Annotated in this window: 13 protein-coding genes; 4 read left to right on the top strand and 9 right to left on the bottom strand. The window is 64.3% G+C overall.

The window, feature by feature from the left end:
• Positions 1-209: 209 nt before the first annotated feature.
• The 3 genes from ABD283_RS05385 to ABD283_RS05375 form a co-directional block, all read right to left on the bottom strand.
• Complete coding sequence (locus ABD283_RS05385; RefSeq protein ID WP_015011457.1) at positions 210-782, bottom strand: recombinase family protein; 573 nt, start codon at positions 780-782, stop codon at positions 210-212.
• 272 nt (positions 783-1,054) lie between these two features.
• Positions 1,055-1,501 (bottom strand): hypothetical protein, encoded by a 447-nt coding sequence (locus ABD283_RS05380; RefSeq protein WP_144943285.1) that lies wholly within the window; start codon positions 1,499-1,501, stop codon positions 1,055-1,057.
• Positions 1,502-1,572: 71 nt separating this feature from the next.
• The gene (locus tag ABD283_RS05375) at positions 1,573-2,010 is read right to left on the bottom strand and encodes an anthrone oxygenase family protein (protein ID WP_344223971.1); all 438 of its coding nucleotides are present in this window, start codon (positions 2,008-2,010) and stop codon (positions 1,573-1,575) included.
• Positions 2,011-2,100: 90 nt separating this feature from the next.
• Between ABD283_RS05375 and ABD283_RS05370 the strand changes: the two genes are divergently transcribed.
• The 3 genes from ABD283_RS05370 (at position 2,101) to ABD283_RS05360 (ending at position 4,271) form a co-directional block, all read left to right on the top strand.
• A complete protein-coding gene (locus ABD283_RS05370; RefSeq protein ID WP_270257276.1) occupies positions 2,101-2,709 on the top strand; it encodes a TetR/AcrR family transcriptional regulator in 609 nt (202 codons plus the stop codon).
• 297 nt (positions 2,710-3,006) lie between these two features.
• Positions 3,007-3,582, top strand: coding sequence for a recombinase family protein (locus ABD283_RS05365; protein ID WP_136788982.1), 576 nt, complete (start codon positions 3,007-3,009; stop codon positions 3,580-3,582).
• Positions 3,583-3,797: 215 nt separating this feature from the next.
• Positions 3,798-4,271 carry a hypothetical protein gene (locus tag ABD283_RS05360; RefSeq protein ID WP_344223970.1) on the top strand — a complete coding sequence of 158 codons (474 nt, stop codon included), beginning with the start codon at positions 3,798-3,800 and terminating at the stop codon, positions 4,269-4,271.
• On the opposite strand, the gene ABD283_RS05355 is transcribed toward ABD283_RS05360, so the two are convergent.
• The 5 genes from ABD283_RS05355 to ychF are packed head-to-tail and all read right to left on the bottom strand — an operon-like array spanning position 4,240 to position 12,189.
• Complete coding sequence (locus ABD283_RS05355; protein WP_101624588.1) at positions 4,240-5,460, bottom strand: hypothetical protein; 1,221 nt, start codon at positions 5,458-5,460, stop codon at positions 4,240-4,242. The genes ABD283_RS05360 and ABD283_RS05355 overlap by 32 nt on opposite strands.
• Complete coding sequence (locus ABD283_RS05350; protein ID WP_101624587.1) at positions 5,457-6,266, bottom strand: TIGR02391 family protein; 810 nt, start codon at positions 6,264-6,266, stop codon at positions 5,457-5,459. Before ABD283_RS05350 ends, ABD283_RS05355 begins: the two co-directional genes overlap by 4 nt.
• A 52-nt stretch (positions 6,267-6,318) precedes the next feature.
• The gene (locus ABD283_RS05345; protein ID WP_344223969.1) at positions 6,319-8,907 is read right to left on the bottom strand and encodes a DEAD/DEAH box helicase; all 2,589 of its coding nucleotides are present in this window, start codon (positions 8,905-8,907) and stop codon (positions 6,319-6,321) included.
• The gene (locus tag ABD283_RS05340) at positions 8,908-11,046 is read right to left on the bottom strand and encodes a site-specific DNA-methyltransferase (RefSeq protein WP_344223968.1); all 2,139 of its coding nucleotides are present in this window, start codon (positions 11,044-11,046) and stop codon (positions 8,908-8,910) included.
• Between the two features lie 39 nt (positions 11,047-11,085).
• Positions 11,086-12,189, bottom strand: coding sequence for a redox-regulated ATPase YchF (gene ychF, locus ABD283_RS05335; RefSeq protein WP_344223967.1), 1,104 nt, complete (start codon positions 12,187-12,189; stop codon positions 11,086-11,088).
• A gap of 123 nt (positions 12,190-12,312) precedes the next feature.
• Between ychF and ABD283_RS05330 the strand changes: the two genes are divergently transcribed.
• On the top strand, positions 12,313-12,927 hold the full coding sequence (locus ABD283_RS05330) for an SRPBCC domain-containing protein (protein WP_344223966.1): 615 nt from the start codon (positions 12,313-12,315) through the stop codon (positions 12,925-12,927).
• A gap of 64 nt (positions 12,928-12,991) precedes the next feature.
• On the opposite strand, the gene ABD283_RS05325 is transcribed toward ABD283_RS05330, so the two are convergent.
• Positions 12,992-14,068, bottom strand: a complete 1,077-nt coding sequence (locus ABD283_RS05325; RefSeq protein ID WP_344223965.1) for a phosphotransferase — start codon at positions 14,066-14,068, stop codon at positions 12,992-12,994.

The following is a 14,068-nucleotide window of genomic DNA, read 5'->3' as shown; positions in this document are numbered from 1 at the left end:
GGACGGTTCGAAAGAACCACTCACTAATGAGAACCGCCGGACCCCACACACCGTTTAACGGACAGACCCCGGCACCACCGTTCAGATGGCTGGAGCATGTGCGTAAGGCGAACGTTGACCGGACAGTCCGCTGGAGCAAGCCTTGCGCCTGTGGATTTGATGGCTCAGTGGCGGGCTTCTGTGATCGCTCAGTGGCGGGGCATGGGCGGTCAGGAGGTGGTCGTGGTGCGGCGCAGCTCGCGGTAGATGGTGGTGCGGGAGACGTTGAACAGCTCGGCGAGCTCTGCCTGGGTGTGCTCGCCAGCCGTATGCAAGGTCATGAGGTGCTTGCGCTGAGAGGGCGAGAGCTTGGGCTTCTTGCCCTTGAGCTTGCCCTTGGATCTGGCGATGGCCATGCCCTCGCGGGTGCGCAGGCGGATGAGGTCCGCCTCGAACTCGGCCACCATGCCGAGCGCGTTGAAGAGCAGCCGGCCCACGGGGTCGTTGGGGTCGTAGACGCTGCCGCCGAGGCTGAGCGCGACTCCCTTGATGGTGAGCTCGTCGGCGATGTCCCTCGCGTCCGGGAGGGAGCGGGCTAGCCGGTCGAGCTTGGTCACCACCAGGGTGTCACCCTCCCGGGTCGCGGCCAGCGCTTCGCGCAGCCCGGGCCGGGCGCGGGTAGTTCCGGTCAGGCCGTGGTCGAAGTAGATGTTCTTGCTCTCGACTCCGAGGCGCTCGAGCGCTTCCCGTTGGGCGGAGAGGTCTTGCTCGAGAGTCGAGACCCGCGCGTAGCCGACATGCATGTGCCCATTGTTGCAGTTGCCCTCCCCTCACCGCCCATATCACCGTACGGGTCTTCCGTACATGGCAATCCCTCGTAAAGAGTCGTCGAGGAGGAAGCTCGCTCGACGTACGGTGGAGGATCGGCTTACGGGACTACGGGTCATCGTCCGCCCGAGCATCCAGATGGGGGCATGGGAGCTCGCCGAGCGTGGCCGGCCTCGGGTGGCCCCGGCAGGTGCGGAACTGCTCGTGACCGCATCGGGGCGCTTGAGGTCCTCGCCCGCCACGGCTCTCACGGCGTTTCGGCCGCCGAGCCGGCGGGCCGGATGCCCTGGGACAGCAGGCTGCCTCCGAGGGTCACGAGCCCGGCGGCGAGGGTGCCCGCCCCCACGTAGATCAGCGGATACAGTGTGTTTGGTTCGGTGGCCCCTTCCCCGGCCGAGGAGAGGAAGAACCCTGCTGGCATGAGCAGCGCCGAGGCCGGGACTGCCCAGCGCGCCACCTGCCCGCGGATCCCGGACAGCCCGGCGGCATCGGTCAGCACAATCGTCGCCAGCCCGAGCGTGGCCAGCGACCCCGCGTGGCCGTGCCCGGCGCGAGAGAAGGTCAGTTGGAACTCGGTGGCGGGCGCACTGCCCTGGACGAGCTGAAGGATGTAGTTGCCCCCGACCTCGATGCCGAGCATGGCGAGGAGGAGGGAACCGGCGGCGATGCGGGAGGGGCGGGTCAGCGTGAACATGAATGGCTCCAGGTGTCGAGTGGGAGGACAGGGGGTACGGGCCGGTGATGGTGGTGAAACCGCCCGCGTTCTCAGGACGCGGCGGTGCTGATGCTCACCAGGACGAAGCCGATCAGCTGCAATGAGCCGCGCACGGCCTGGAACACGTCCCACCGGCGGCGCTTGGCCTGGAAGTCCAGGGGCACCTCGCCGCCCGGGATGCGACCCGTCCACAGGTTGATCGGGACGTTGCCGAGGATCGTCACCACCAGGGCGATGGTGAGCACGCCGGCCGCGATCGCCAACCAGACGGTGCCGTAGCGCGCGACGCCGAGGCCGGCAAGGATCGCCGCCGCCGTCATCCCCACGGGCATCACCCGGCCGAAGGTGCGCAGCAGCCCTTTCTCCATCACCACTTGGTCCTCGACGGGCAGGCGACGGATCACGGGGTGGACGAGGGCGACCGATGCGAATTCCGCGCAGCCCACGAAGCCGGTGACGAGCAGTAGGGACAGGAGCAGCAGATCCACGGGATCTCCTCGATCGAATGAGGGCAGGGAACGGGACGCACAACAACTATGTGAACGGTGTCCACATCGTGGTGACGGTATCGTGAGTGTGTGAACACTGTCAACACCAAGCCTTACCATCACGGCAACCTGCGCGAGGAGATGGTGCGCATCGGCGTGGAGCTCGCCGCGGAAGGCGGGCCCGAGGCGGTCGGACTGAGGGAGACCGCACGCCGCGCCGGCGTCTCGCCCTCGGCTGCCTACCGGCATTTCCCGGGCCAGGACTCTCTGCTGGAGGCAGTCCGCCACACCGCGGCGGACGCCCTCGGACAATCGATGCAGCACGCGGTATCGGAAGTGGCTGCCGATGCCCCGGCGACGGAGCAGGTGATCGCCGCAGGCCGCGGGTACTTCGAGTTCGCGTTGAACCGGCAGATGCTGTTCCGGTGCCTCGCCAGCGGCTTCGAGCTGCCCGAGGAAGACTCCCGAGACAACCCGTTCGCCCGGCTGCTGGAACTCGTCGGCGGTCTCAAACGGGAAGCTTCCGCAGTCGTCGACGACCATGCTGCACGGTTCGACGCGGCCGTCGCCCTGTGGTCCGCGGTGCACGGGATCTCGGTGCTGTGCACCTCCGGCGCGCTGCGGGACGTGCCGCAGCCACGCAAGCGCGAGCTGCTCGAGGTTACCCTGGCCACCGCCGTGCGCGGTCTTCGATTCTGATGATCAGTCGCTCACTCGGGCCAACGCCCGGGCGCTGCGCCCCGTCAGGCGGTGCTCACGGCAGTGGGCTTCAATTGCACCGCGATGACCTCACGATGTCCCGGTTGGGGATCGGCTCACGGAACGTCCGCCAGCGCAGCTCCGCCCGCATCGTCCGGGAGCGGAAGCCGCCATTGAGCATCGACAGAACAGCGCCATTTACTGGCGAAAGTCACACCTTGCGCCTGTCGCTCATGTACGTAAGACCCGCCCGGAGAACTGCCCGCTCGCGGCCCCTAAACGAGACAGGAGACGGTCATGCATATCGGCTATGCCCGTTGCTCGACCCAGCATCAGGATCAGGACCTCACCGCGCAACGAGAAGGACTAGCAGCACTCGGAGTCGAGAGATCGCGCGTCTACACAGACGCCGGACTATCCGGCACGAGCCGAGACCGGCCAGGCCTGCGTGAAGCCCTCGCAGCACTACGGGAGGGCGACACCCTCGTGGTCACGAAGCTGGATCGTCTCGCACGATCTGTGAGGGATGCCGCCGACATCGCTACCGAGGTCGAGGAGCGCGGGGCACGACTCTCCATTGGAGGTTCGGTCCATGATCCCGCCGACCCGATGGGCAAACTGCTGTTCAACGTGCTGAGCATGGTCGCCGAGTTCGAAGCGGACCTCATCCGCCAACGGACGCGCGAAGGCATGGCGGTCGCGAAGGCACGCGGCCGACTCCGAGGCAAGCAACCGAAGCTCTCCCCTGCGCAAGAGCGACACCTAGTCGGGCTCGTGGGGACAGGAGAACACACCACTTCAGAGGTAGCCGCGCTGATGGGGGTGTCGCGCGCGACTGTCTATCGTGCGGTGCAACGTGCAACAGCTCACTGACCGCAAAGAGCTCCCGCAAACGGTGGACATGCGTCGGTCCCTGAGCTGCGTGCGTAAGGGCCTCGTCTACGTCCAGGCACGCGACTTCCACGACCGGACTCGTATCAGAGAGAACTTGCTCCCACTCAGCTAATCGCACCATTCCCATCCCGATGCGCTGCCGACGCTTATTGTCCGCGGGCAGACTTATTCGCTGGCCACGGGACAATAGAGTGATGACGACTTCGAGCGCCGGGTACGCGGGTGACCCAGGACATCCAGACCACGAGGAGTACCTCCTCGAACTCGGGCGTGCGACCTACGCCGCCGCGGGACTGGCCGGGATCGCCTTCGACGTGCTGCGTATCCACGGACGGTTCGAGTCGGCGGCGCTCTACAACGACCCTCTCGGCACGCTGGAGAACCGCTTGAAGGGCATCCGACCTCCACTCGACGGGATAGATGAGTTCCTGTCGCTGCTGGCTGAGGCGCGGGTGGTGCGGAACGACCTGATTCACGCCCTTCCGGTCAAACACGGGCTGCACAGGCGGACGAGCAAGGACCTGTCCTACGTGCGGAACTTCTACACGGTGGAGTCGCTCCGGGAGGCACGCGTACTGTTCGAGCAGGCGCTGCGCAATGGCAACAAGGTGCTCTACTCGGACGGAGGCGCGGCGATCAAGCGGTGGTATGGCGACGCGCGGCAGTGATCTGCCCCGCATAACCGATAAGGCTGGTTACGAGCATGAGCACTTGTACGCAGTTGCGCTTGCTGAACTGGCGCGACGAGACACTGTGGACACTTGCGTGGCGCGAGTAGTAGTGCGGCACCTGGTCGCCTTTGTGCTTCCAGAACTCCTCGTGCGCATTCCAGATCGGCAGCCACACGAACGCCTCGCGAACTCCCATCTCATCTATGGTGTCCGGCACGTTCGCACCCTTCTTGCGATTCGTGATGGACCTACGTGCTTCCTTGTTGGGGTAGAAGCGAGAGATAAGGGTGTCCAGGGTGACGGTGAACATCGCTTGTGCCGAGTGAGGGTGTCCCGCGCGCATCGCACCGAGTCCGTCGAGCGCGAACTTCACCTCGCTGCCAATCGCTCCCTGGTCGGCATTCTCCAGCACTGATGCACAGTCCTCTATGAGCGATTCATAGCAGTCACCGAGCACCCGCCTCCTGGCTGCCCGATCCTTCGCCCGAAGCAACCGTAAGGCCGTACGTCCGCGAGGCACGAGGTAGAGAGGGATACCTTCCTGCTCCACGAACTCGTGCACATCGTGGGCATGAACCTCGTCTGCATGCTCCCGCAGGTTCGGAGGCAGGAGAGCGCGGTTGATGCCTCGGAGCGCGTCTGTGTCGAAGAGCGGGCCGAGGGACGACCGGAAGTCCTCCAGTATGCGTGCATGCTGTTCGGTGATCTGCTGGATGAGCGCGTCCATCCCAGGGCTCGCAGCAAGGTCGCGGATCGCGGAGAGATCAGTCGATGGGATCGAGAACGAGGGCAAGTTCGCCGTGATAGACGCCATCTGCTCGTGGACTCGTTCGTTGAAGGGACCGAGCACCTGGAGAGCAATCTCATCCATGTCAGGAAGCGCCGACGTGATCTGCTCTTGTAGGCGTTGATTCAGCGGTTCAAGGATGCCGCGGACATAGGTCGATGGCTCAGGAAGCATCGATCTCACACGTTCCTGCATTTGCTTCTGCCATGGCGCGATGATGCGGGACGCAAAGTCGGCAGTGGGAAGCAGCGACTGGGAGAAGCCAACGGGCATGCGGAAGCCGATAGGGGGTGCGTCCGTCGCACCATCATCCGAACCCATCGAGCCGCTCTCGGAGGAACGTTGCCCCTGCTCATCGCCGGAGTCGGCGTCCTTGTCAGGGTCTTCGTGTTCGCTCATCGCCGCACCCCGTCGAGCCGCCGATGGACCATGGACACCATCGTCAGGACCTCCAGCAGTTCTTCATCGCTGACTGACCGATTGAGGCGAGGATCGTGAGCGGTGGGGTTGCGGTAGAGCCCACCGAGTCCCTTGACCAGGTTCGCGAGGCCCGTCTGTTCGTCCTTCTCGGTCTGTGTGCTCAGCGAGTTGATCGCCAGCGCTGGTGTGCCGCTCTTGCCCAACGAGAGCGCAGCATCCACCAGCGTCGCGCCGTCGCCCGACACGCCCGTCATCGTTCGGAGTCTGTCGAAGATGCTCTTCGTCGCCTCTAGGCAGGCGTGGAAGTGCGCGCGCTTCAGAACTTCCACCGAGCAATACCGCAGCACCTCTGAGTGGGTCTTGCGTCGCTGGAGTTCATCACGGATCGAGGTTGCGATCCGTGTCGCCTCATCGAGTGTCTGCGCGCGAGTCCCTCGCGCTACCTGGCCTTTGTCGTTGACGTGCAGCCCCACGAACGCCAATCGCTCGTTGAGACGGTCCTGACGCAGGGTGAACAGTTCAGGTCGGTCACGGTAGCGGACAGGTTCCATCGCGTGCACGATGAAGGTGATGATGCGCCGAGGGTTGCTGTCCTTGTTCTGTCGAGCGACGAACGCTTCAGTCAACCGATCACGCTTCGTCGCGGTAGGTAGCGGGTCCGCCATGCCGAGGCGCAGGAGGAGATTACCGATCTCCTTCCCGGTCAGACCATCGGCGGTGTCCGCCAGAACGGCGGCGACTTCCTTCAGAGTCGCGTAGGACCATGCTGGCTGTGGTGCGGCCATTCCTCAGACCACCGCATGATCGTGGGAAATGGGCGCGGGTTGGGTGAGCAGGTCAGTAGTCACTGGCCAACTCCGACTCGTACAGTGCCTTGGCGCTCTGGGCATCGCGGATCGTCTCCCGCACGCGAGGCTTGGTGAGGTCGAGGACGCGTAGCACGCCGCCAGTCTCGGCCACGGACTCGACGCGGCGGAAGTCGTTCGCGAACCGCTCTGCGAAGTCAGCCAGTCCTCGGAGTTTTGGCAGGGCGTCGGAGAGATGGTGCCCGTGCGGGTCTACAAGGTCCACGGCGACGCTGCCGTCATGGTTGGTGCCGAAGAAGAGAAAGTCCGGGCGCAACGCCTTCCAGTCACCCATCTCGTCCTTGTAGGCCACGGCGAGGGATTCCTTTGCGGCCCGGTCGGGGTTGCGGTACCAGCCCTGGAAGCCGGGCTGCGCGGATTCGGAGTCGAGGACCTTGCGCTCCCACTCGTTCAAGGTGATCGGGACCGTCCCGTCCGCGGATGCGAGCAGATGCATCTCGCGGGTGGGCAAGTCCTCCTCGGTGCCGTCCGGGTGGCGCACTTTGGTGTCGGCCTGGCCGTTCTTCGGCGTAGTGAGGCTGATCGGCTCCGGGATGGTGGACATCGACTCCAGACCGTCGTACTCGGCCTGGCGCTCGTCGGTCAGTCCCTTGCGTGCGACGCGGGTCTGCGTGAGCCAGTCACGGGCCAGCGCATCTGCCTCGGCTTCGACGGCCTGCGCGATCTCGGGAACTCGCCCGAGCGAGGCGAGGGCGATGTGGGCTTCGAGGAGTTCATCCTCGTCGCCGTCTGGCCCGACCAGGTAATCGACGTAGGAAGCGCACAATGCCGGGCTCAGCACGCGGGTGGACGTGCGGTAGTAGTCCTCGATGGCGCGCGGGTCAGCACTGACAGAGAACGCACGGTAGGATAACCCGCCGCCGACTCGGCCTCGGACTTCCTCGCCTTCCATCGTAAGCACGTCCTCGCGGGCCTTCGCGATCTTCTCCTTGTACTGCACCGCGCGCCCGTCAAGGACGGCGTGGAGGTGCTTGTGTGCTTGTTCCACGGCCTCATCTATGAGGTGGTCCTTCGACAGCGCCGTAGCCAGTGCGGTGAGCCTGCGGATGGGCTTGACGTTCTTCTTCGGGATCGTCACCGAGGGGATGGCTGAGAACCGCTCCCACACCGCCTGAGCGATGGCCGGGTTCGGATGCAGCGGGATCGGGTCGAACAGCACCCGGCGACCCAGACCGCCGCCACCGTCCTCTCCTTCGTCGGCGTCCTTGCTCGTCGCGCCCTTCATCAACAATTCCGCGACCCCGGTCGCGGTCTTCCGGTCGAAGAGCGGCAGCAGGCAGTCCACCGAGTTCAGCAGTTCGTTGCCGGGGATGCGCCGAGCCAGCGGTGTGCGCATCATCCGCCCGAGCAACTGCGTGATGTGGGTGCGGTCCTTGGCCGGACGGAACGAGACGAGCACCTCGGCTCGCGGGCAGTCCCAGCCGGTGGAAATCGCGCTCTTGGCCAGCAACACCCGCACATGCGTCGCGTCCTGCACCCGCTGCGGCTCGATGTAGGGCACGATCTGCTGCCCGATGGTTAGGTCGGTGTGCTCACCAAAGACGTTCGCCACGGCGTCGTAGGGCAACTCCGGCCACGCCTCGTAGATCGTGTCCAGTGTCCGCGTGAGCGTCTCCTGCGAGGGCTTGTCCCCGACCTGAACCACCAGGAGCGGACGGACGGCCTCAGCCTCGCCCTGTTCGTGTGCGTAGTCCTCCCACGCTGCCTGGGAGGCCTTGATCTTCTCGACAGCCTTGGTGAGCAGCACCGTCTCGAACGCGCCGTCCTCGGCGGGGATCGACAGTGCGATGTCGTCCTTCAACAGACCGGAGGCCTGCACGAGCGCGGAGTCCACCTGCACCGACGGCAGCGCGTCCCGGCCCTTGGCATCTTTCATTGCGGCCTCGAAGCGCTCGACCGTGGCCGAGATGCCGAACACCACCGGCATGGGTGGCACCGCGTTCTGGCCGTTGATGAGCCGTTGCACGATGGTGGACCGTTCACTCGCCCGTGTCCCCATGCCTCGATGCGCTTCGTCCAGCACGAGGTAGAGGGTCAGGTCCTCGTTGGCGATGGTGTTGGTGATCGTGTCGTAAATCGAGGACTGTGCGTTGTCAGGGCGGCTCAAAGGCTCGAACAAGCCTGCGGCGGACGACTCGGTCCGACCCGTAGCGCCGCGGACCAGTCTCGAGTTCTTGCTCAACTTCTGTGTGTTGAGGAAGTAGACCATTCGCGGGCGGAAGTGGACATCGGTGAAGTCCGCGGACACAGGTTGAAGCCGATAATCCAGTTCGCTCGCAGCCGCCTGAATGCGGGCACGCGATTGCTCGTTCAACGCTGGATCATCTGAAAACCAGAGGACTACAGCACCTGGGTCGGGCGCGAAATCAAACTCGTCGTTCCCGTAGAACAGCGCCTCGATCACTGCCGCGGCCATGACGGTCTTGCCCGCGCCCGTGGTTGCCGTGAGTGAGAACTGCGAGAGCGCACCGTAGCGACGGTAGGAATCTCGGGCTCGATCTAGGTTCCGCAGCACATCCCGGACGGCTTCGGCCTGGTAGTCCTTCAGCGTGTAACGCATCTACAGGCTCCGTCCCGTGTTGATCTCGAAGTTCTGGAGGTACGACTCGTAGAGCCTCACCGGCAGGACACCGTTGGGAAGTTCCCGGCACACCATCTGGAAGGCACTGTCGTCATCCGTGACGACGTACGCGATCTCGATGCCCTCCCGAGCGCCCACCGCCGCGACGAACTCATCCGCCTGGTCCAGGTTCTCCAGGACGCCATAGGAATCAGCCACGTCCCAGCCGTCCTCACCGAGGTCGTTGATGATCCGACCGCGCGAGCCCGCCCGCAGCCACAACATCGGTGCGACCCGCTCGAACGCCCGATTGTGTCGGACCGACAACGGTGCCTCGTAGGTGAGGGTGAAGAACGCGGCGTTCTCCTCGAAGCCCTCCGACATGGGGAACTCGTCAGTGAACTTGTAGTCGCCCTTAATCGGCGCGCACTCCGGGGTCTGGCCGCAGATCGCAGCCGTGAGGCGCGGCTTCGTGATGTAGTCGCAGATGCCCAGCGCCTCCCAGTCGGCATCTCCAGGGCGTAGGCCCCTCCGACTGAGCCCAGCCTGCTCATCAGCCGAGACCTCGTTATTGGTCACCGAGATGCACTGGCGACGCCCGCCATCCTGACGATTCAACCGCATCACCGCATGCGCCGTCGTCCCCGAACCAGAGAAGAAATCAAGTACGACCGCCTCTGGTTTGTCCTTCACGAAGAACCGCAGGGTGTCCTCAACCGCGTACAGCGACTTCGGGAACGGAAACTTACGACTGGGGAGGAACCGTGACAGTAGCGCCGTGCCGTGGGCGCTGGCGTCGTGGGAAGGCATGAGCCACATCGTCTTCGCCTTCCTAGTGGCAAGCGCCGTAGGCACAATGTTGAGTTTGCCCTCCGCATCGCGCCCGTTGATCTCGAAAGCGCCAGAGCGGACAGCGGCTAGGTCGCCGCCCTTCAAGTAGACGACGGATGCCGTACCAGCGTCATGGTCTGCCTTCCGCAAGGCTGCGGTGCCTTCAGCCAGTTGTTCTCGGAGACGTGCAGGAGATACCTGCCACCTTCCTTCCTCACCCTTCGGATCGAGTGGCCACGCTGCCCACGTCCCCTCGGGCGAGGTGACCGAATAGCGATCCTGGGATAGGGGGATTGGCTCACCGACCGAATGGATGGCACCGTCCTCATATGAGATGAACAGCGGGTAGAAGCCGTTCGGGCGGTGCGCTCTCTTCCAGTCAGTGCTGCCCCTCCGGCGAAGGCCTTGCCAAGTAACCGTGGCCAACTTGGCGTCTCCATCGGCATCCCTGAGCATGTCAGTGGTGCTCGTGGCCGGGTTCGCCTCTCCAAACATCACGAAGAAGATGAACTCTTCCACTCGTGAGAACTCATCTCCCCGCTGCGAGCCAGACGGTTTGATTGATGAGGTGACCATCTGCATGTTCGCTTCGGGAAACGTCTGCTCCAGCAGTAGACCGAGGCGCAGATATTCCTTCTCGTCGATAGTGACAACGAGCACCGAGTCATCGGGTTTGAGTAACTCGCGGGCGATCTTCAACCGGCGCTCCATGAATGCCAGCCACTTCGAGTGCCGGTAGTCGTCATCGCTGGCGACGTAATCGTTGTTGTACTTCCAGTCCTTCGCCCCGGTGTTGTACGGCGGGTCGATGTAGATGGCGTCGATGGAGTGCCGATGCGTGTACGTCAGCATCTCCAGTGCGTGGTAGTTCTCGGCGTTGATGACCGTGTGGAACGGCTTATCGCCGCCTCGCTCGACCCTGCCCGTCTCCACGAGGCCGGGGTAGATGCGATCCCGGAACTCTGCGACAACCACCACGTCGTCAGCGAGGACAGCCTGGGTCGCGGGCTCCTCGGCGCCCAACTCCGCGAGGTGTGCCACCCGCTGTCGATCGACGCGCTCGATCCGCGTCACTCGCCACAGCCGCTGGTCCCCGCCCTTGGTCTCCCCGCGGGGCGGAAGCACTCGCACCTTGTCGCCACGGCGCACAGGCCTGCCCGGCAACTCGACAGCCTCAGGCTGATGCTGCTCGAAGACGAGGCCGAACGTGCGACGCTTGGTGAGTGCCGTGATCTCGGCTTCTAGATCAGCACCGAGTTGCGGGTCCGCCTTGCGCACCTGCCGCAGCAGTTCCGTCAATCTCGACAATGGTGTGCCTTCCTCGCCCGCACCGATGACCTCACTCTTCTACTTCTTGCCACCAGAGGTTAATCCGCTACGGAACTCCACCACATCCCCATCCGCCATCACATAATCCTTACCCTCCATACGTACCTTGCCCGCAGCCTTGGCATCAGCCATGGAGCCTGCGGCAACCAGGTCGTCGAAGGACACGACTTCAGCCTTGATGAAGCCGCGCTCGAAGTCCGTGTGGATCACCCCGGCAGCCTTGGGTGCGGTGTCGCCCTTGTTGATGGTCCAGGCGCGGGATTCCTTGGGGCCGGCGGTGAGGTAAGTCTGCAAACCCAGAGTCTGGAAACCGGTGCGGGCCAACTTGTCCAGGCCGGATTCTTCCTGGCCGGACATTTCCAGCATCTCGCGCGCTTCCTCATCGGAGAGCTCCACCAGGTCGGACTCGAGCTTCGCGTCCAGGAACACAGCCTGCGCCGGCGCGACCAGATCAGACAGCTCCTGCTGCTTTTCCGGCGAGTCCAGCACTCCCTCATCAGCATTGAACACGTAGATGAACGGCTTGGCGGTCAGCAGGTTCAGCTCACGCAACTGATCGAGCTCGAGCTTCTCGGGACCGGCGGCCTCGAAAATCGTGCGGCCTTCCTCGAGCACCTTCTGCGCGGCCTGGTAGGCGGCGAGCTGCTCGGGCGAACCCTTCTTGATCTTGACCTGCTTCTCCAGGCGCGGGATCGCGTTCTCCATGGTCTGCAGATCGGCCAGCACCAGCTCGGTGTTGATGGTCTCCATGTCGGAGGCGGGGTCGATCTTGCCGTCCACGTGGATCACGTCCGGGTCGTCGAACGCGCGCACCACCTGGGCGATCGCGTGCGCCTCACGGATGTTGGCGAGGAACTGGTTACCCAGACCCTCACCCTCGGACGCGCCCTTCACGATGCCCGCAATGTCCACGAAGGACACGGTCGCGGGCAGAATGCGCTCCGAGCCGAAGATCTCGGCGAGCGCGTTCAAGCGCGGGTCCGGCAGGTTCACCACACCAATGTTCGGCTCGATGGTCGCGAACGGATAGTTCGCGGCGAGCACCGTGTTCCGCGTGAGCGCGTTGAACAGCGTTGATTTACCGACGTTGGGAAGACCGACAATTCCAATAGTAAGAGCCACGGTAGGACAGTCTACCGCCGCCCACAGACACTCGCAGACCACCGGACACACGTGAATACTGGGTCATAACGACGCCGCTCCAAGCCTTGGCGGCGCCGCCCACCAATTGTTTGGAGGCACCTCGTGAACTTGGCAGAACTCATCACCGGAGTGACCCGCACCGTGACGACCCAGGGGTCCCATCACACCGTGCAACTGGAGCACATCTATGAAGCCTCCCCAGAGGAGATCTGGGACGCCATCACCCAGCCGCAACGCCTCGAAAAATGGTTCGAACCCACCGAGGGCGAACTCATCGAAGGCGGCCGCTACCAACTGACCGAGAGCGGCACCGAAGGCACCATCCAACGCTGCGACCGCCCACGATCGGTGAACATCACCTGGGAGTACGACGGCGACGAAAGCGCCGTTCAGGTCACCCTGCAACCTTTAGAGGGCGGCACCCACCTGACCATCCGCCACACCATGGAAGAAAACGACCACTGGCGCACCTACGGTCCCGCAGCCACGGGAATCGGTTGGGAGGGCAGCCTCATGTCACTGGCGCTGCATCTCAATGCGGCGTCCAGCGACATCCTCCAGGACCTGTGCGATTTCTCCCGCTCGACCGAGGGCCACAGCTACACGGACGACGCCGCGGACGCCTGGAAAACCGCCTACGTCCAGTCCGGCGCGGACGAAGATCAGGCCCAGCAGCAGGCCATCAAAACCGCCGCCTTCTACAAAGGCACGGAGTAAGTCAGTCTTTCGGATCAATCGACCGATACATCAACGCCACCTATAGAGGCCCAACGGAGAGTACTCAGCCCAGCTGATCCAACAACCGTTCAGCCACCGGGATCCACTGCGGCCTGAACGCGTACACGCACACCAGCCTCGCCCGCGTGGCCTCGCGGTAGACCTCCATGCGCTGCGCATCGGCCCCCACCGCGCGCGCCGCCTCGGCAACCGCCACTCGTGCCACGTAGGCCATGTCCTCGCTGAGCAGCCCCTGCAGCACGCGCAGGTCCACGTGCACCTCGAGGTTGGCCAGGTCCAGTTCACGATCGGCCAGTACCGCCGTGTCGAAATCGAGCAGTCCCATCCGACGATTGCCGCAGTCGAAAAGCATCTGGCCGTCGTGCAGATCGCGATGCGCGGGCACAGGAGCGCTGCCCGCAATCCCCCGAGCCGGATCGTCCAGGGTCAACAGCTTCTCGCGAACCCGCCCCTCGACCTCGGTCAATCGATCCGCATAACGGTCGGCCAACTCCCCCGGGTCGTACTCGCGCACGTTCCCGAACCACGTCGCGACCACGTCGGCCTCGGCCGCAGCGTCGTGCACCTGCCACGTGTCGGCCCGGCCGACGTCGCTCTGGACCATCCGCGCCCACGCCACCGACCATTCGTCCCACGCCAGTTCCCAGCAGTCCTGCTCCAGCTCCATCATGGGCTGGCCGGGCACCGTGCTCAGTGTGACCGAATACTCGGTGGTCTCCAGAACCTCTGGCACCGAGAACCCCGCTGCCCCGGCGAGAGCGCCCATCGTGGTGGTGGCCGCGGCGACGTCGGCGGATTTACCGGCGCGTAGGTGCTTCACGAAACCCTGCGAAGTCCGCTCGACCGCGCGTTTTCCCGCTCGATGGACGATCAGTTCGCCACCGGGCTGCAGCGACGGCAGTTTGCGGTCCTTGGCGTACGACGCCAATTTCACACCGAACTCCGGGTCTTCCTTGACCGCGCGGATCCGCTGTAGCGAATCACGACATTCGTAGATCCGCTCCCCCTGTTTCCCTGGCCAAGAACGGCGTACCACCAGTCGTTCACCATTGATGTCGAACTGCATGGGAGCCTGTGAGAGCTCAACCCCCTGCGCCCCCTGGGGTGCTATCCCCGTCAT

Origin of the sequence: Kocuria atrinae (assembly GCF_039531425.1) — a bacterium.
Classification (GTDB): domain Bacteria; phylum Actinomycetota; class Actinomycetes; order Actinomycetales; family Micrococcaceae; genus Kocuria; species Kocuria atrinae.
This window is presented reverse-complemented; position numbering and strand designations above follow the sequence as displayed.